Source organism: Stenotrophomonas sp. ZAC14A_NAIMI4_1, assembly GCF_003086915.1.
Lineage (GTDB): Bacteria > Pseudomonadota > Gammaproteobacteria > Xanthomonadales > Xanthomonadaceae > Stenotrophomonas.
This window is the reverse complement of record NZ_CP026002.1, coordinates 1,566,208-1,582,385: the sequence shown is the minus strand read 5'-3', so window position 1 is coordinate 1,582,385 and position 16,178 is coordinate 1,566,208. Positions and strand designations below refer to the sequence as shown.

Here is a 16,178-nt window from a genome sequence, read left to right as displayed (position 1 = left end):
TCTGGGCGTAAACGGCCTGCGATTGTACGGACTCGCCAATGGAATCTGCTCAATGGCCCTCGAATTCACCCTGAACCACCTCGCTCCGGCCGCCGCCAGCGTCGACTGCCTGGTCGTCGGCGCCTATGCCGACCACTCCCTGACCCCGGCCGCCCAGGCCCTGGACGCCGCCAGCGGTGGCCGCCTGGCCGCCCTGGCCCAGCGCGGCGACCTGTCCGGCAAGACCGGCGCCACCACCCTGCTGCATGACCTGCCGGGCGTCAGCGCCCCGCGCGTGCTGGTGGTCGGCCTGGGCGAAGCCGCCCGTTTCGGCGTGCCGCAGTACCTGAAGGCCGTCGGCGACGCCGTGCGCGCGCTGAAGGCCGGCGCCGCCCGCAGCGCGCTGTTCACCCTGTCCGAAGTGGCCGTCAAGGACCGCGACGCCGCCTGGGCGATCCGCCAGGCCGTGATCGCCGCCGACCACGCCGCCTACCGCTACACCGCCACCCTGGGCAAGAAGAAGGCCGACGACGCCGGCCTGGCCCAGCTGGCCATTGCCGGTGACGACGCCCAGGCCCTGGCCCAGGGCCAGGCCATCGCCGCCGGTGTCGAGTTCGCCCGCGAACTGGGCAACCTGCCGCCGAACTACTGCACCCCGGCCTACCTGGCTGAAGTGGGCGTGAAGTTCGCCGGCGAGCACGACGGCGCCGAGGCCGAGATCCTCGACGAGCACCAGATGGAAGCGCTGGGCATGGGCTCGCTGCTGGCCGTGGCCCGTGGCTCGGCCAACCGCCCGCGCCTGGTCGTGCTGAAGTGGACCGGTGCGGCCGACGCCAAGCCGTACGTGCTGGTCGGCAAGGGCATCACCTTCGATACCGGTGGCGTCAACCTGAAGACCCAGGGCGGCATCGAGGAAATGAAGTACGACATGTGCGGTGGCGCCAACGTCATCGGCACCTTCGTCGCCGCCGTGAAGGCCAGGCTGCCGCTGAACCTGGTGGTGGTCGTGCCGGCCGTGGAAAACGCCATCGACGGCAATGCCTACCGCCCGTCCGACGTGATCACCTCGATGTCGGGCAAGACCATCGAAGTGGGCAACACCGACGCCGAGGGCCGCCTGATCCTGTGCGACGCGCTGACCTACGCGCAGCGCTTCGAGCCGGCCGCGCTGGTCGACGTGGCCACCCTGACCGGCGCCTGCCTGGTTGCCCTGGGCCACCAGACCGCCGGCCTGATGAGCAAGCACGACGACCTGGCCAACGAGCTGCTGGCTGCCGGCGAGCACGTGTTCGACCGCGCCTGGCGCCTGCCGCTGTGGGACGAATACCAGCCGATGCTGGATTCGAGCTTCGCCGACGTCTACAACATCGGCGGCCGCTGGGCCGGCGCCATCACCGCCGGCTGCTTCCTGTCGCGCTTTGCCGAAGGCCAGCGCTGGGCCCACCTGGACATCGCCGGCGTGGCCAGCGATGAAGGCAAGCGTGGCATGGCCACCGGCCGCCCGGTCGGCCTGCTGAGCCAGTGGCTGCTGGACCAGGTCGCCCGCGCCTGATGCCGTACCTGCCCCTGGCCGGCACCTGCCGGCCGGGGCATCCTCCGGCCTGCCCGCCCGGCATGCCGGGCCCCTGCCCGACCCGGACCCTGCCATGCCCCGCGCTGATTTCTACCTGATCGCCAAGCCCCGTTTCCTGACCGAGCCGCTGCGCCTGGTCTGCGAACTGGCGCGCAAGGCCAACGATGCCGGGCTGCCCGCCCTGGTGCTGGCCCGCGACCAGGCCCAGGCCGAAGAGCTGGACGAACTGCTCTGGTCGTTCGACGAGGATGCCTACATCCCGCACCAGATCGTCGGCGAGGACGTGGACGAGGAAGAGGCCGTGGTGCTCATTTCCATCCCCGGGGACGAGGCGCCGATGCGCCCGCTGGTGATCAACCTGCGCGACGAACCCTGGCTGGGCCAGTGCGAGCGCGTGCTGGAAGTGGTGCCGGCCGACCCGGAAGCGCGCGAACCGCTGCGCGAACGCTGGCGCCAGTACAAGACCGCCGGCTACGACCTGAACAAGCACGACATGTGAGCGCGGCGTGGCCCCCTTGATGGGCCGCCCCGCTGCCCTGATCCTTCAACGATTACCTCCTGGTTCCCCCGCATGACCCAACTCGCCTCCAGCTACGACCCGAAGTCCTTCGAGACCGACCTCTACGAGGCCTGGGAGAAGGCCGGCCACTTCAAGCCGTCCGGCAAGGGCGAGCCCTACACCATCCTGCTGCCGCCGCCGAACGTGACCGGCACCCTGCACATGGGCCATGCCTTCCAGCAGACCCTGATGGATGCGCTGGTGCGCTACCACCGCATGCGCGGCTACGACACGCTGTGGCAGGTGGGTACCGACCATGCCGGCATCGCCACCGAAATGGTGGTCAGCCGCAACCTGGCGCTGGAAGGCAAGGGCGAAACCCGCGATTCGCTGGGCCGCGAAGGCTTCATCGGCAAGGTGTGGGAGTGGAAGCAGCAGTCCGGTGACATCATCGAGCGGCAGATGCGCCGCCTGGGCACCTCGGCCGACTGGTCGCGCAGCACCTTCACCATGGACCCGCAGCCGTCCGAAGCGGTGATCGAAGCCTTCGTGCGCTGGCACGAACAGGGCCTGATCTACCGCGGCCAGCGCCTGGTCAACTGGGACCCGGTGCTGAAGACCGCGATCTCGGACCTGGAAGTGGAGAGCGCCGAGGAAGACGGCTTCCTGTGGTCGATCGCCTACACGCTGGATGAAGGCCTGAGCTACGAGCACGTCGAGCGCGATGCCGACGGCGTGGAAACCCTGCGCGAAACCCGCGATTACCTGGTCGTGGCCACCACCCGCCCGGAAACCCTGCTGGGCGATACCGCGGTGATGGTGCACCCGGAAGACGAGCGCTACGCGCACCTGATCGGCAAGAGCGTGGTGCTGCCGCTGACTGGCCGCCGCGTGCCGGTGATCGCCGACGACTACGTCGACCGCGCGTTCGGTACCGGCGTGGTCAAGGTCACCCCGGCGCACGATTTCAACGATTACCAGGTGGGCGTGCGCCACAGCCTGCCGATGATCAACCTGTTCACCCCGGTGGCGGCGCTGAATGAGAACGCGCCCGAACGCTTCCAGGGCATGGACCGCTACGAAGCGCGCAAGGCCGTGCTCGGCGAACTGGAAGACCTGGGCGTGCTGGTCGAGACCAAGGCGCACAAGCTGCAGGTGCCGCGCGGCGACCGTACCGGCCAGGTGATCGAGCCCTATCTGACCGACCAGTGGTTCGTGAAGATGGACGAGTTGGCGCGTCGTGGCCTGGAGCTGGTCGAGAACGGCAGCATCGCCTTCGTGCCGCCGAACTGGATCAACACCTATCGCCACTGGATGAACAACATCCAGGACTGGTGCATCAGCCGCCAGCTGTGGTGGGGCCACCGCATTCCGGCCTGGTTCGATGCCGCCACCGGCAGCTGCTACGTCGGCCGCAGCGAAGATGAAGTGCGCGCCAAGCACAACCTCGGCAGCGATGTGGTGCTGAGCCAGGAAAGCGACGTGCTGGAAACCTGGTTCTCCTCGCAGATCTGGCCGTTCTCCACCCTGGGCTGGCCGAACGCGCAGGCCATGGCCGAGCGTGGCTTCGACCGCTACCTGCCGTCGTCGGTGCTGGTCACCGGCTTCGACATCATCTTCTTCTGGGTGGCGCGCATGATCATGGCCACCGACAACCTGACCGGGAAGATCCCGTTCAAGGACGTCTACTTCACCGGCCTGATCCGCGACGGCCAGGGCCAGAAGATGTCCAAGAGCAAGGGCAACGTGCTCGACCCGCTGGACATCATCGACGGCATCGCCATCGACGACCTGGTGGCCAAGCGCACCGGCGGCCTGATGCAGCCGAAGATGGTGGAGAAGATCGAGAAGGCCACCCGCAAGGAATTCCCGGACGGCATCGCCGCCCACGGTGCCGACGCGCTGCGCTTCACCATCGCCGCGCTGGCCACCCACGGCCGCGACATCAAGTTCGACATGAACCGCGCCGAGGGCTACAAGAACTTCTGCAACAAGCTGTGGAACGCCAGCCGCTTCACCCTGATGAACACCGAGGGTGCTGCGTTCAATGGCGTGCCGAGCCCGCGCACCGATGCCGAGCGCTGGATCCTGGCGCGCCTGGCCGCGGTCTCCGCCGAGGCGCAGGGCCATTACGCCAACTACCGCTTCGACCTGCTGGCGCAGTGCCTGTACGAGTTCGCCTGGAACGAGTTCTGCGACTGGTTCCTGGAACTGAGCAAGCCGGCCCTGAACGGTGCTGATGCCGCCGATGCCGACAGCACCCGCCACACCCTGCTGTACGTGCTGGAAGCGCTGCTGCGCCTGCTGCACCCGCTCACCCCGTTCATCACCGAACAGCTGTGGCAGCAGCTGGCCCCGCGCCTGGGCCTGGCCGAAACCACCCTGTCGCTGCGCCCGTACCCGACCGCCGACGAATTCGCCGGCGATTTCGCCCAGGCCGAGGCCGACGTGGAATGGCTGAAGGCCGTGATCAGTGCCGTGCGCCGCGTGCGCAGTGAACTGAACGTGGCCCCGTCCAAGCTGGTGCCGCTGCGCCTGCAGGCCGGCCTGGAGCTGGACCGCGTGCGCATCGAACGCTTCAGCGCTTCGCTGTCGTTCCTGCTGAAGCTGGACAGCATCCAGTGGCTGGCCGAAGGCGAAAGCGCGCCGCCGGCCGCCGCCGCGATCGTCGGCGAGCTGAAGCTGCTGGTGCCGCTGGAAGGCCTGGTTGATCTCGATGCCGAGCGCGCGCGCCTGGACAAGGAGATCAAGCGCGTGGAAAGCGAGAAGGAAAAGAGCGAGGCCAAGCTGGCCAAGTTCACCGACAAGGTGCCGCCGGCCGTGGTCGAGCAGGAGCGCGTGCGCCTGGTCGACTGGAACACCCAGCTGGCCGGCCTGCAGGAACAGCGCGCGAAGCTGTAACGGCTGCGGTCCGGGTGCCAACCAAGGTTGGCATCTACCAACGCGGTATCGGAAACGCCGGGCACTGCCCGGCGTTTCCATTTCTGCCCCATGGCATCATCGGGCGATGCCGCTTTCCATCTTCCTGCTGGTCCTCGCCGCTGCTGCCCTGCATGCCAGCTGGAACGCGATCGTCAAGCGCGGGCCGGACAAGTTCCTCGGCACCGTGCTGGTCACCGGCAGCGCTGCACTGCTGTCGGCTGCCGCCCTGCCCTTCCTGCCCGTCCCTGCGGCGGACAGCTGGCCGTGGCTGGCCGCGTCGGTGCTGCTGCAGGTGACCTACTACGGCCTGGTCGCACGCTGCTACCAGCAGGTGGACATGAGCCTGGCCTACCCGCTGATGCGTGGCTGCGCGCCGATCCTGGTCGCGCTGGCCGGCAGCCTGTTCGGCCAGTCGCTGCCCGCGGTCGCATGGCTGGGCGTGGTGCTGGTCAGTACCGGCATCCTGTGCATGGCGCTGGGCGCGCGTGGCGGCCAGCTCGGCCTGCCGCTGCTGACGGCGATGATGATCGCCACCTACACGCTGGTCGATGCGCACGGCGCACGCCAGTCGGGCAGCGCGCTGGGCTACACGCTGTGGCTGTTCCTGCTGTCGGGTGTTCCACTGCCGCTGTGGGCGCTGTACACGCGGCGTGGTGCGGTGCTGGCCTATGCGCGCCAGCATTGGCCGCTGGGCCTGGCCGGTGGCGTCGGCACGACCGCATCGTATGCAATGGCGCTGTGGGCGATGACCCAGGTACCGGTGGCGATGGTATCGGCGCTGCGCGAATCGTCGATCCTGTTCGCCCTGCTGATCTCGGTGTTCGTGCTGCGCGAACGCGTGCCACGCGTACGCTGGCTGGCGGCGGGATTGATCGTCGGCGGCGTACTGGCGCTGCGGATGGCATAAACCATCCATCGGTAGCGCCGGGCCATGCCCGGCGAGCGCAGCGGCAACCAACGCCCGTTACAGCGGCGGCATCGTCTGCAGGTCGTCGTTGACCAGCTCGATCGCCATCACCAGCGCATCCTCGCGGCCGTTGGCGGCCGGGTAGTAGCGCGGGCGGCGCCCGATCTCGTTGAACCCTTCGCTGTGGTACAGCGCCAGCGCCGAGGTGTTGGACGGACGCACTTCGAGGAACACGCGCTGCGCGCCCCGGTCGCCGGCGAGGCGCACCAGCGCGCGCATCAGTTGCCGGCCCAGGCCATGCGACTGCTCCAGCGGATCGATGCAGATGTTCAGCACGTGGGCTTCGTCGGCGGCGAGGCTCAGCACGCCATAACCGATCAGCAGGCCGTCACGCTCCATGGCCAGGCCCGGGTAGCCGGCACGCAGGCAGTCCAGGAAAATGCCGCGCGTCCACGGATACGGGTAGCCACGCACTTCGATGGCCATCACCGCATTGAGGTCGCTTTCGCGCAGGGCGCGCATCGACACCGGGCCCGGCCGGGCGACCGCACTCATGGCGCGCCCCGCTTGCGCAGCGCGCGCAGCTGCGGCCACAGCGCGCGCTTGGCTGCCGGGTCGCGACGCAGCTGTTCCAGTGGCCAACTGTCCATCAGGGCCTGCGTGGCCGGATCATTCGGATTGCAGCCGGAGGCCCGCAGCAGCGCGATCTGCAGTCGATCAGGCAGGCGCACCGACGGCTGCCGCGCGTTGCCGCTGGGCTGCGGTCGCGAGGCGGCCGGCGCGGTATCGGGGGCCGCCACCGGCGTGGTCCGCGACGGCGGCGCCCCACGCTCGTGCTGCACCGGTGCGCGTTCGGCCGGCGCGTCGGCCTGGCGTGGCGGTTGCCGCGGCGCTTCGCTGCGCACCGGCGCTGACGCCGCTTCGGCCTCGGCCACGCTCAACTGCGCGGCCGCGTCCAGCTCGGCGGCCAGCTGGCCGTCGTGGTAGACGGTATAGCCCATGGCCTGCAGCCAGGCCTGCTGGGCCGGGGACCACAACACGGGCAGGTCCTGGCTCACGCCGCCTCTGGCTTCTTGCGCAGGCGCTGCAGGGCCCACATCACCGGGCCGGACAGCGCGTAAAGGATGCCCACCACGAACAGCACCCGTGGCAGGTCGATGACCGCGATGGCGATGGCGATCGGCACCAGCGCCAGCACCAGGAACGGCACACGGTCGGAACGGGTGCCCTTGGCGGCACCGCCCTTGAAGCTCCAGAAGCGGATGCGGCTGACCATCAGCAGGGCCGCGACGACGGTGACGGCCAGCGCGACGAAGCGCAGCTCGTTGCCGTTCCAGCCCAGGCTGCCATCGGCGAAGGCCCAGACGAAGGACATCATCAGCCCGGCCGCGGCCGGACTGGCCAAGCCGACGAACCAGCGCTTGTCGACCACGGCCACCTGGGTGTTGAAGCGGGCCAGGCGCAGCGCCGCGCAGGCGGCATACAGGAAGGCCACCGCCCAGCCGAGACGGCCGAGCAGTTCGCCGTCGTACTTCAGCTCGGACAGCGACCAGTGGTACATCACCAGCGCCGGGGCCATGCCGAAGCTGACGAGGTCGGCCAGCGAGTCGTACTGCACGCCGAACTCGCTGCTGGTGCCGGTGAGGCGGGCAACGCGGCCATCCAGGCCATCCATCACCGCCGCCACGAACACCGCGATGCTGGCATTGACGAAATCGCCATTGGCCGCCGCGATGATGGCGTAGAAGCCGGAGAACAGCCCGGCGGTGGTGAACAGGTTGGGCAGCAGGTAAATCGTGCGCGAACGCGGCGGCGGTGTGATCGGGTCCATGGAATCCAGTTTAATCGACTTGCCAGCGGTCGGCGGCAATGCTGCAATCGGCGTTCTACGCCCATTCCGCGGAGTTTGCCATGCGTGCCTTGTCCTGCCTGGGATGCCTGCTGCTGTTGGCCAGTGCCAACGCGGGGGCCGGGCCCGTCTACAAGTGGAAGGATGCCAAGGGCGTGACCCAGTATTCGGAGACGCCGCCGGCCGGGGCGAAATACGAAACCCGGGAGCAGGCCCGCGGCACGCAGCCGGCCGCACCGGCCGCCGCCGAGGCCGCGCCGGTACCGGAGCAGTGCAGCACTGCCCGGGCCAATGTGACCCTGCTGGCGGGCACCGGTCCGGTGATGCAGGACACCGACGGGGATGGCAAGGCCGATACCGCGTTGACGCCGGAGCAGCGCAGCGCGCAGAAGGGCTTGGCCGAAGCGGCCATCAAGGCCTACTGCCCGCCGGAGGGTTAAGGGGTTCGGCAGGGCTTGCAGCCCTGCACCTGCGGTAGTGCCGGCCGCTGGCCGGCAAGCTCAAGATCAAAAGCGGCTCTGGTTTTCTGCTGGTCGGGCGGGGCGGTGTGGGCTTGCAGGACACGCCGTAAACCCGTCCATGGGGGCTCGTAGGCGCCATCCATGGCGCCTGCGGTCCTGCAAGCCCACACCGCCCCACCCCCGACAGTTTCCCGCGGCTGTTGGTGGGTGCCGACCGTTGGTCGGCACATCTGTCAGATATCGAATAAAACATCCACGCATGGCGTGGATCTACTGTGTCGACTCAGACGGGCTTCTGGTAGGTGTCGACCTTGGTCGACACGATTTTCCTCCCAGATATCGATATTCAAATGGGGTCAGAGCCCGTTGCGCAGCAACGGGATCCGACCCCGTGCTCCGACAGATCGCGGAGGTCTGTCGAAGGCGGGGTGGGTCCGGTTGAGGGGGCGTGAGCGGCATGGATGCGGCGACCGAGCCTACGCCATCCCCCAGGAACCCGGCTTTTGACGTTGCTCCGGCTTCGGACGTTGATTCGGCGGGTGCAGGGCTGCAAGCCCTGCCAGTACAAACCCCCGGCCGGGCTGGCAGAATAGGCGTCTCTGCCGTTATCCGAAGCCGACGATGCGCCTCTCCCAGTTCCACCTGCACACCACCAAGGAAACCCCCAGCGACGCCGAGCTCACCAGCCACCGGTTGATGCTGCGGGCGGGCATGATCCGCAAGCTGGCATCGGGCCTGTACACCTGGTCGCCGCTGGGCCTGCGCGTGCTGCGCAAGGTCGAGCGCATCGTGCGCGAGGAAATGGACCGCGCCGGCGCCGTCGAATTCCAGATTCCGACCATCCAGCCGAAGGAACTGTGGGAGCAGACCGGCCGCTGGGAAAAGTTCGGCCCGCAGCTGCTGAAGATCAAGGACCGCAAGGAACAGACCTTCTGCTACAGCCCCACCGCCGAAGAAGCCGCCTGCGATTTCGCACGCAGCGAGCTGTCCAGCTACAAGCAGCTGCCGGTCAACTTCTACCAGATCCAGACCAAGTTCCGCGACGAGATCCGCCCGCGTTTCGGCGTGATGCGCGCGCGCGAATTCCTGATGAAGGATGCCTATTCGTTCCACCTGCACGATGACTGCCTGGTGCGCGAATACGAAAACATGAAGGCAGCCTACAGCCGCATCTTCACCCGCCTGGGCCTCGATTTCCGCATGGTGCAGGCCGATTCCGGCGCCATCGGCGGCGATGCCTCGCAGGAATTCCACGTGATCGCCGATTCGGGCGAGGACGCGCTGGTGTTCTCCACCGGCTCGGATTATGCCGCCAACATGGAAGCGGCCGTGGCCGCTGACCCGGCACCGCGCGCGGCTGCCGCCGAAACCATGCGCAAGGTGGACACGCCCACGCAGAAGACCTGCGAGGACGTCGCTGCCCTGCTCGGCCTCGACCTGACCCGCACCGTGAAGTCGGTGGCGCTGATGACCGAAGGCGGCTTCGTGCTGGCCCTGGTGCGCGGCGACCACGACGTCAACGAGATCAAGCTGGGCAAGGTCGCCGGCCTGGAAGACCAGCGCTTTGCCAGCGAGGCGGAAATCGCCGAGTACCTGGGCAGCGTGCCGGGCTTCCTCGGCCCGGTCGCCCCGGCCAAGGCCATCCGCGTGGTCGCCGACCGTGAAGTGGCGGCCATGGCCGACTTCGTCGTCGGCGCCAACGAAGCCGGTTTCCACCTGGCCGGCGTCAACTGGGGACGCGACCTGGCCGAGCCGGAAGTGGCCGACATCCGCAACGTGCAGGCCGGTGACCGCGCCGTGGACGGCGGCGAACTGAAGATCGCCCGCGGCATCGAGGTCGGCCACGTCTTCCAGCTGGGCCGCAAGTACGCCGAAGCGCTCGACGCCACCGTGCTGGACGAGAACGGCAAGGCCGCGGTGATGGCGATGGGCTGCTACGGCATCGGTATTTCCCGCGTGGTCGCGGCGGCGATCGAACAGAACCACGATGACGCCGGCATCATCTGGCCCGACGCGATGGCGCCGTGGCAGGTGGTGGTGTGCGTGATCAACCCGAAGGGCGACGCCGGCGTGGCCGATGCGGCCGCCGGCCTGCTGCAGGAACTGCGCGATGCAGGCCTGGATGCGGCGCTGGATGACCGCGGCCTGCGCCCGGGTGCCATGTTCGCCGACATGGAACTGATCGGCGTGCCGCACCGGGTGGTGGTCAGCGAACGCGGCCTGGCCGCTGGCACCTTCGAATACCGTTCGCGCCGTGCCAGCGAGGCGGAGAGCCTGGACAAAACCACCCTGCTGCAGCGCCTGCAGGGTTGATTGGAAAGACCGGGGCCTGCCCCGGTCTTTTTTTGCCTGTTTTGTGCGCACCCGCAAAATGCCGGCGGACATAATCCGGTCAAAATGGACGGATTGGGGCCACCCGGCCGCCATGTCGCGACTGCCGGTATTTGTGCTGGGATTAATTCGTCATTATTCTGTCCCGCGACGCCACGGACCGGCTCGTCCCTGTCCCTAATTCAGTTTCCGGAGTAATCGTAAATGAGCATCGACCTGAGCGGCCTGTCGGCACGCGAGCTGGGCGCCCTGATCCGCACCGCCAAGAAGCAGCAGACCATCGTGGCCAAGCGTCGCCCGATCACCAAGGTACGTGCCCAGCTGAGCAAGCTGGCCAAGGCCGAGGGTTACACCATCGAGGAACTGTTCGGTGACGCGCCGGCCGCCCCGCGTGCGCGCAAGGCCACAAAGGCCACCAAGGCACCGGCGAAGACCGCGGGCCGCAAGCTCGGCAAGGTTGCGCCGAAGTACCGCAACCCGGCCAACCCGAAGGAAACCTGGACCGGCCGTGGCAAGCAGCCGCGCTGGATGGCCGAACTGACCGCCAAGGGCGGCAAGAAGCCGGAAGATTTCCTGATCAAGAAGGCCTGAGGCCCACGGTCGGAATGAAATGAAAAACGCCGGCGCAAGCCGGCGTTTTTCTATCTGGTAGCGCCGGGCCATGCCCGGCGGGCGCGATGCAGGGCTTCCCAATCCGCCGGGCATGGCCCGGCGCTACCGGATTCCATCACAGCGTCTTGCGCGCCGGCATCAGCAGGTTGCCGAACAGCAGGCCCGCCACCAGTGCCATCACCACGTTGAGCACGGTGAGGAACACGCTCTGCCCGGCGCCCACGTCCTGCTGCTGCACCAGGGTCAGCACGCCGCGCAGGCTGGTGCTGCCGGGCACCATCATGATGATGCCCGGCAGGCGGATGATCGCGCCCGGGCGCCCGACCAGGCGGCCGAACAGATTGCCACCGGCGGTGAGCAGCATGGCGGAAAGGAAAATGCCGGCCGGTGCGCCCCAGGCGTGGCCACCGAATTTGGAAATGGCATAACCGGCCACCGACGCCGCCATCACCCACGGATAATCGCGGCGATTGGCCTTGAACAGCATGGCGAAGGCGAAGGCGGCGGTCAGCAGCGAGCCCCATTCCACCCACGGCCCCTGCGGCCGCGAGGCGCGGATCACCGGCTCCAGGCCGAGTACGTCGGCCAGGGTCACCGCGATCATCGCGCCCACGCTGAGTTTCATGATGGTGGTCAGCGCGCCGGCAAAGCGTGCCGTGCCCGATACCCAGTGCTGGCTGGCCAGTTCATTGACCGCGTTGGTCAGCGACATGCCGGGCAGCAGCACCACCAGCGAGGCGATGATGACGGTATTGAGGTTGAGCGCGCCAACGAAGGCGGCCACCAGGGTGGCGACCATGCCGGCCAGCAGCGCGGCCAGCGCCTCGGCGGCCTCGCGGGTGGCCGGGCGACGGTCGGTGACCATGCCCAGCAGGCCGATCATCAGGCCGATGACACCGGCGGTAGCGATGTCCAGCCAGGGCAGCTTCCACATGCCGGCCACGCCGGCCGCACCCAGGCTGAAGGACAGGATGGTGCGCAGCTTGCCGCGCCGGCCAGGGTCTTTGTCCAGCTGGCGCAGCGCGGTATGGCCCTGGGCGATGCTCATGCGGCCGTTGGACACTTCCTCGGCGATACGGTCGGCCACGCTCAGCTTGTGCAGGTCGTTCTCGCCCGGCGCCAGGCGGATCACCCGGGTGATGTCGCTGGAGCCGATGGCCTGCGCCGGGTCGCTGAAGCTGAGGATGATGCCGGTGGGGTTGGACCACGGTTCACAATCGAGGTCCAGCTGCACCGCCAGGGCCACTACGGCCGTTTCCAGGCGCTGGGCGGTGGTGCCATAACTGTGCAGGCGCCCGGCGATCTCGGAAACAAACGCCACGCGCTGTGCGTAGGTGGCCTGGGGCGTGGGGATCGTGTGAGCGTCTGCAGACATGCGCCGTAGTATTACCTACGCGGGCCCCGGCAGGAGAAATTCATCCCGGTTCGACGCGGCGCGCAGGACGAAACGGTTATGCTGCGAGCCGAATGGCCCCCATGACCCCGAACCACGCCCCCCGGCTTGAACAGGACGCCCACGATCCCGGGCTGATCCGCCTGTCCGGGCATTGGACCCTGAAGACCGCGCTGGACGCGGCAGAGGTCCTGCGTGGCATTCCCGACACAGTGACCGGCATCGACGCCACCGGCATCGAACAGCTGGACTCGGCGGGCGTGTTGCAGGTGCTGCGCGTGGCCCATCGTGCCGACCTGGGCGAACAGGCGCTACAGTTCCGCCCGGACCACCAGGCGCTGGTGTGCACCATCGAGGAAGTGGCCGACGACCGGCCGCGGCCCAAGCGCGACTTCGGCGTGCTGGCCGCGCTCGAACGCCTCGGCGTCAGCGTCCATGCCACCGGCCACAACATCAAGGCGCTGTGCAGCTTCCTCGGCGAGAACCTGGTGAAGGCCGCGCGGCTGGTGAAGGAACCACGGCGCTTCCGCCTGACCGCCACCGTGCACCAGATGGAACAGGTGGGCCTGGACGCGGTGCCGCTGGTGGCGCTGCTGTCCTACTTGGTCGGTGCGGTCATCGCCTTCCTCGGTTCGACCATCCTGCGTGACTTCGGCGCGGAGATCTACGTGGTCGAACTGGTCAACATCGCCTTCCTGCGCGAGTTCGCCGTGCTGCTGACCGCCATCGTGCTGGCCGGCCGCACCGCCAGTGCGTTCACCGCGCAGATCGGCGCGATGAAGGCGCGCGAAGAGATCGATGCGATGCGCACGCTCGGCCTGGACCCGGTCGACCTGCTGGTGCTGCCGCGCCTGCTGGCCCTGCTGGTGACCCTGCCGCTGCTGACCTTCATCGCGATGATCGCCGGCCTGGCCGGGGGCATCACCGTCGGCGCGTTCGACCTGGACATTCCGCCGCAGATGTACATCGCGCGCATGCACGAAACGATGGAAGTGCGGCACATGCTGGTGGGCCTGTCCAAGGCGCCGGTGTTCGCGCTGATCATCGGCCTGATCGGCTGCCTGGAAGGCCTGAAGGTGGAAGGCACGGCGCAGTCGGTGGGCGAGCGCACCACCTCCAGCGTGGTGCAGACCATCTCGCTGGTCATCATCATCGACGCCTTCGCGGCGTTGTGGTTCATGCACATGGACTGGTGACATGAACACACACGACATCGATACCGACACCGCGATGCACGACGACCAGGGCCACGACCTGGCCATCCGCGTGCGCGGGCTGGTCAACCGCTTCGGCAGCCAGACCGTGCACGAAGGCCTGGACCTGGACGTGCGCCGGGGCGAGATCCTCGGCGTGGTCGGCGGCTCGGGCACCGGCAAGTCGGTGCTGATGCGCTCGATCCTGGGCCTGCGCGTGCCCGACGAAGGGCAGATCGAGGTGCTCGGCCGTGACGCCCGCGCCGACGATGCCGAAAGCCGGCTGCACATCGAGCGCAATACCGGCGTGCTGTTCCAGGATGGCGCGCTGTTCTCCTCGCTGAGCGTGGGCGAGAACGTGCAGGTGCCCCTGAAGGAACACCACCGCGAACTGCCCGAGCGCTGGCATTACGAACTGGCGCTGCTGAAGGTGAAGCTGGCCGGCCTGCCTGCCGATGCCATCAACAAGCTGCCCTCGCAGCTGTCCGGCGGCATGCGCAAGCGCGCCGGCCTGGCCCGTGCGCTGGCGCTGGACCCGCCGCTGCTGTTCCTGGACGAACCCACCGCCGGCCTGGACCCGATCGGCGCGGCCGCCTTCGACCGCCTGATCAAGACCCTGCAGGAAGCACTGGGGCTGACCGTGTTCCTGATCACCCACGACCTGGACACGCTGTATGCGATCTGCGACCGGGTGGCGGTGATCGCCGACCGCAAGGTGGTGGCCAACGCGCCGCTGCCGGAGATCGAGAAACTGGACCATCCCTGGATCCAGGAATATTTCCACGGACCCCGTGCGCGTGCCGCGCGCGGCGAACAGATCAAGAGTGCCTGAGCCATGGAAACCAAAGCCAACTACGTGCTGATCGGCGCGTTCACCCTGATCACCGGCCTGGCCCTGCTGGCCTTCGGCCTGTGGGCGGCCAAGTACTCCTCCGACCGCACCTGGCAGGAATACCGCGTGGTGTTCCGCGAGGCGGTCACCGGCCTGTCGGTGGGCAGCCCGGTGCAGTACAACGGCATTGCGGTGGGCTCGATCACCGAGCTGAACCTGGTGCCCGATGACCCGCGCCAGGTGGTCGCGCGCATCCGCCTGAACTCCAATACCCCGGTCAAGACCGATACTCGCGCCAAGCTGGCCATCACCAGCCTGACCGGCCCGTCGATCATCCAGCTCAGCGGCGGCACGCCGCAGGCACCGACGCTGACCACCGTCAACAAGGATCCGGCGCCGATCATTCCGACCACGCCGTCGGCCCTGCAGAACATCACCGATGTGGCCAACCGCATCGTCGAGCGCATGGACCAGATCCTGAGCGACCGCAACGTCGCCTCGATCAACGCCACCCTGGCCAACCTGGAAACCATCAGCGGCGGCCTGGCCGACCGTGACCAGGGCACCCAGGCGCTGCTGCTGAGCGCGCGCGATGCCGCACGCAGCCTGGACACCACGCTGAAGACCACCAACGGAACCATCGAGCGCCTGGACAAGAACCTGGTGCAGCAGCTGCCGGGCATCATCGACAAGCTCGACGCCACCCTCGGCAAGCTCGATTCGGCCGCGGGCAATGCCGATTCGATCCTGGGCGAGAACCGTGCGGCCATCAACAGCTTCGCCAACGATGGCCTGGGCCAGCTGGGCCCGACGCTGAACGAACTGCGCGGCCTGATCCGCGACCTGCGCCGCGTCAGCGACCGCCTCGAGAACAACCCCGCGCGCTACCTGCTGGGCCGCGACGCACCGAAGGAGTTCGAACCCAAATGAGCCCGATGACCCTTCCGCGCCTGCTGCTGGCCGCCTCGGCTGTCGCCCTGCTGGGTGGCTGCTCGATTCTTGGCAGCGGCGACAAGAGCCAAGTAACCCTGTATTCGCCCGCAGTGCAGGTAAAGGTGGACCCGAGCTGGCCGCAGGCCGACTGGCAGCTGGTGGTGTCCAAGCCCAGCGCCGCGCGCATGGTCGACAGCCCGCGCATCAACGTGCGGCCGACGCCGTCCGAGCTGGAGATCTACAAGGGCGCCAGCTGGGCACAGCCGGCCACCGACATCATCGAAGACACCCTGCTGCGCGGCTTCGAGGATTCCGGCCGCCTGCGTGGCGTGGCGCGCACCGCCGCCGGCATCCGCGCCGATTACAAGCTGGCCACGGATATCCGCCGCTTCGAATCGGACTACCAGGGCCAGGCCACGCCCACGGTGGTGATCGAAGTGAACGCCAAGCTGATCCACACCACCGACCAGCGCGTGGTGGCTGACCGCACGTTCCGCCAGGCGCAGCCGGTGGGCAGTACCGACGTGCCGGCCGTGGCCGCCGCCTTCGAGCGTGGCCTGCAACAGCTGGCGCAGGACGTGGTGGGCTGGACGCTGGTCAACGGGCAGAACGACGCAGCGTCGATGAAGCGCTGAACCCTATCCGCTGCGCTCGCCGGGCATGGCCCGGCGCTACCGCCGCGCGATGCAGGTAG

General features: G+C 68.1%; 14 protein-coding genes and 1 pseudogene. 11 read left to right on the top strand and 4 right to left on the bottom strand.

The window, feature by feature from the left end:
- The first annotated feature begins 52 nt into the window (after window positions 1-52).
- The 4 genes from C1926_RS07320 (at window position 53) to C1926_RS07305 (ending at window position 5,880) form a co-directional block, all read left to right on the top strand.
- Window positions 53-1,531 (top strand): leucyl aminopeptidase, encoded by a 1,479-nt coding sequence (locus C1926_RS07320; RefSeq protein WP_108758747.1) that lies wholly within the window; start codon window positions 53-55, stop codon window positions 1,529-1,531.
- Window positions 1,532-1,625: 94 nt separating this feature from the next.
- Window positions 1,626-2,051 carry a DNA polymerase III subunit chi gene (locus C1926_RS07315; RefSeq protein ID WP_108745936.1) on the top strand — a complete coding sequence of 142 codons (426 nt, stop codon included), beginning with the start codon at window positions 1,626-1,628 and terminating at the stop codon, window positions 2,049-2,051.
- Between the two features lie 72 nt (window positions 2,052-2,123).
- Window positions 2,124-4,952 (top strand): valine--tRNA ligase, encoded by a 2,829-nt coding sequence (locus tag C1926_RS07310; RefSeq protein WP_108758746.1) that lies wholly within the window; start codon window positions 2,124-2,126, stop codon window positions 4,950-4,952.
- 106 nt (window positions 4,953-5,058) lie between these two features.
- The gene (locus tag C1926_RS07305) at window positions 5,059-5,880 is read left to right on the top strand and encodes an EamA family transporter (protein WP_108758745.1); all 822 of its coding nucleotides are present in this window, start codon (window positions 5,059-5,061) and stop codon (window positions 5,878-5,880) included.
- Window positions 5,881-5,937: 57 nt separating this feature from the next.
- Here the strand turns inward: C1926_RS07305 and rimI are convergent, their stop codons facing one another.
- The 3 genes from rimI to pssA are packed head-to-tail and all read right to left on the bottom strand — an operon-like array spanning window position 5,938 to window position 7,711.
- Complete coding sequence (gene rimI, locus C1926_RS07300; protein ID WP_079220568.1) at window positions 5,938-6,435, bottom strand: ribosomal protein S18-alanine N-acetyltransferase; 498 nt, start codon at window positions 6,433-6,435, stop codon at window positions 5,938-5,940.
- Window positions 6,432-6,881, bottom strand: a complete 450-nt coding sequence (locus C1926_RS07295) for a hypothetical protein (protein ID WP_174214120.1) — start codon at window positions 6,879-6,881, stop codon at window positions 6,432-6,434. Before C1926_RS07295 ends, rimI begins: the two co-directional genes overlap by 4 nt.
- Window positions 6,882-6,934: 53 nt before the next feature.
- Window positions 6,935-7,711 (bottom strand): CDP-diacylglycerol--serine O-phosphatidyltransferase, encoded by a 777-nt coding sequence (pssA, locus tag C1926_RS07290; protein ID WP_079220566.1) that lies wholly within the window; start codon window positions 7,709-7,711, stop codon window positions 6,935-6,937.
- A gap of 80 nt (window positions 7,712-7,791) precedes the next feature.
- Between pssA and C1926_RS07285 the strand changes: the two genes are divergently transcribed.
- The 3 genes and pseudogenes from C1926_RS07285 to C1926_RS07275 all read left to right on the top strand — a co-directional run.
- The gene (locus C1926_RS07285) at window positions 7,792-8,169 is read left to right on the top strand and encodes a DUF4124 domain-containing protein (protein WP_108760642.1); all 378 of its coding nucleotides are present in this window, start codon (window positions 7,792-7,794) and stop codon (window positions 8,167-8,169) included.
- Window positions 8,170-8,811: 642 nt separating this feature from the next.
- Window positions 8,812-10,503: a proline--tRNA ligase gene (locus tag C1926_RS07280; RefSeq protein ID WP_079220565.1), complete on the top strand. Its 1,692-nt coding sequence runs from the start codon at window positions 8,812-8,814 to the stop codon at window positions 10,501-10,503.
- Between the two features lie 222 nt (window positions 10,504-10,725).
- Window positions 10,726-11,106, top strand: a pseudogene (locus tag C1926_RS07275) (H-NS histone family protein); the annotation flags it as partial.
- Between the two features lie 142 nt (window positions 11,107-11,248).
- On the opposite strand, the gene C1926_RS07270 reads toward C1926_RS07275, so the two are convergent.
- The gene (locus C1926_RS07270) at window positions 11,249-12,508 is read right to left on the bottom strand and encodes a threonine/serine exporter family protein (protein WP_108745931.1); all 1,260 of its coding nucleotides are present in this window, start codon (window positions 12,506-12,508) and stop codon (window positions 11,249-11,251) included.
- Between the two features lie 92 nt (window positions 12,509-12,600).
- On the opposite strand from C1926_RS07270, the gene C1926_RS07265 reads away from it, so the two are divergent.
- The 4 genes from C1926_RS07265 to C1926_RS07250 are packed head-to-tail and all read left to right on the top strand — an operon-like array spanning window position 12,601 to window position 16,119.
- Window positions 12,601-13,722 (top strand): ABC transporter permease, encoded by a 1,122-nt coding sequence (locus C1926_RS07265; protein ID WP_174208666.1) that lies wholly within the window; start codon window positions 12,601-12,603, stop codon window positions 13,720-13,722.
- Between the two features lies 1 nt (window position 13,723).
- On the top strand, window positions 13,724-14,551 hold the full coding sequence (locus C1926_RS07260) for an ABC transporter ATP-binding protein (RefSeq protein ID WP_108758743.1): 828 nt from the start codon (window positions 13,724-13,726) through the stop codon (window positions 14,549-14,551).
- A 3-nt stretch (window positions 14,552-14,554) separates the two neighbouring features.
- Window positions 14,555-15,481, top strand: coding sequence for an MlaD family protein (locus C1926_RS07255; RefSeq protein ID WP_079220561.1), 927 nt, complete (start codon window positions 14,555-14,557; stop codon window positions 15,479-15,481).
- Complete coding sequence (locus C1926_RS07250; RefSeq protein WP_108758742.1) at window positions 15,478-16,119, top strand: ABC-type transport auxiliary lipoprotein family protein; 642 nt, start codon at window positions 15,478-15,480, stop codon at window positions 16,117-16,119. Before C1926_RS07255 ends, C1926_RS07250 begins: the two co-directional genes overlap by 4 nt.
- The last annotated feature ends 59 nt before the right edge of the window (window positions 16,120-16,178 follow it).

Coding starts and splice junctions, on each gene's coding strand:
- C1926_RS07260 (WP_108758743.1), top strand. CDS start 13,724: ATGAACACACACGACATCGATACCGACACCGCGATGCACGACGACCAG.
- C1926_RS07250 (WP_108758742.1), top strand. CDS start 15,478: ATGAGCCCGATGACCCTTCCGCGCCTGCTGCTGGCCGCCTCGGCTGTC.
- pssA (WP_079220566.1), bottom strand. CDS start 7,711: ATGGACCCGATCACACCGCCGCCGCGTTCGCGCACGATTTACCTGCTG.
- C1926_RS07270 (WP_108745931.1), bottom strand. CDS start 12,508: ATGTCTGCAGACGCTCACACGATCCCCACGCCCCAGGCCACCTACGCA.
- C1926_RS07280 (WP_079220565.1), top strand. CDS start 8,812: ATGCGCCTCTCCCAGTTCCACCTGCACACCACCAAGGAAACCCCCAGC.
- C1926_RS07295 (WP_174214120.1), bottom strand. CDS start 6,881: ATGGGCTATACCGTCTACCACGACGGCCAGCTGGCCGCCGAGCTGGAC.
- C1926_RS07310 (WP_108758746.1), top strand. CDS start 2,124: ATGACCCAACTCGCCTCCAGCTACGACCCGAAGTCCTTCGAGACCGAC.
- C1926_RS07265 (WP_174208666.1), top strand. CDS start 12,601: ATGGCCCCCATGACCCCGAACCACGCCCCCCGGCTTGAACAGGACGCC.
- C1926_RS07255 (WP_079220561.1), top strand. CDS start 14,555: ATGGAAACCAAAGCCAACTACGTGCTGATCGGCGCGTTCACCCTGATC.
- rimI (WP_079220568.1), bottom strand. CDS start 6,435: ATGAGTGCGGTCGCCCGGCCGGGCCCGGTGTCGATGCGCGCCCTGCGC.
- C1926_RS07285 (WP_108760642.1), top strand. CDS start 7,792: ATGCGTGCCTTGTCCTGCCTGGGATGCCTGCTGCTGTTGGCCAGTGCC.
- C1926_RS07315 (WP_108745936.1), top strand. CDS start 1,626: ATGCCCCGCGCTGATTTCTACCTGATCGCCAAGCCCCGTTTCCTGACC.
- C1926_RS07320 (WP_108758747.1), top strand. CDS start 53: ATGGCCCTCGAATTCACCCTGAACCACCTCGCTCCGGCCGCCGCCAGC.
- C1926_RS07305 (WP_108758745.1), top strand. CDS start 5,059: ATGCCGCTTTCCATCTTCCTGCTGGTCCTCGCCGCTGCTGCCCTGCAT.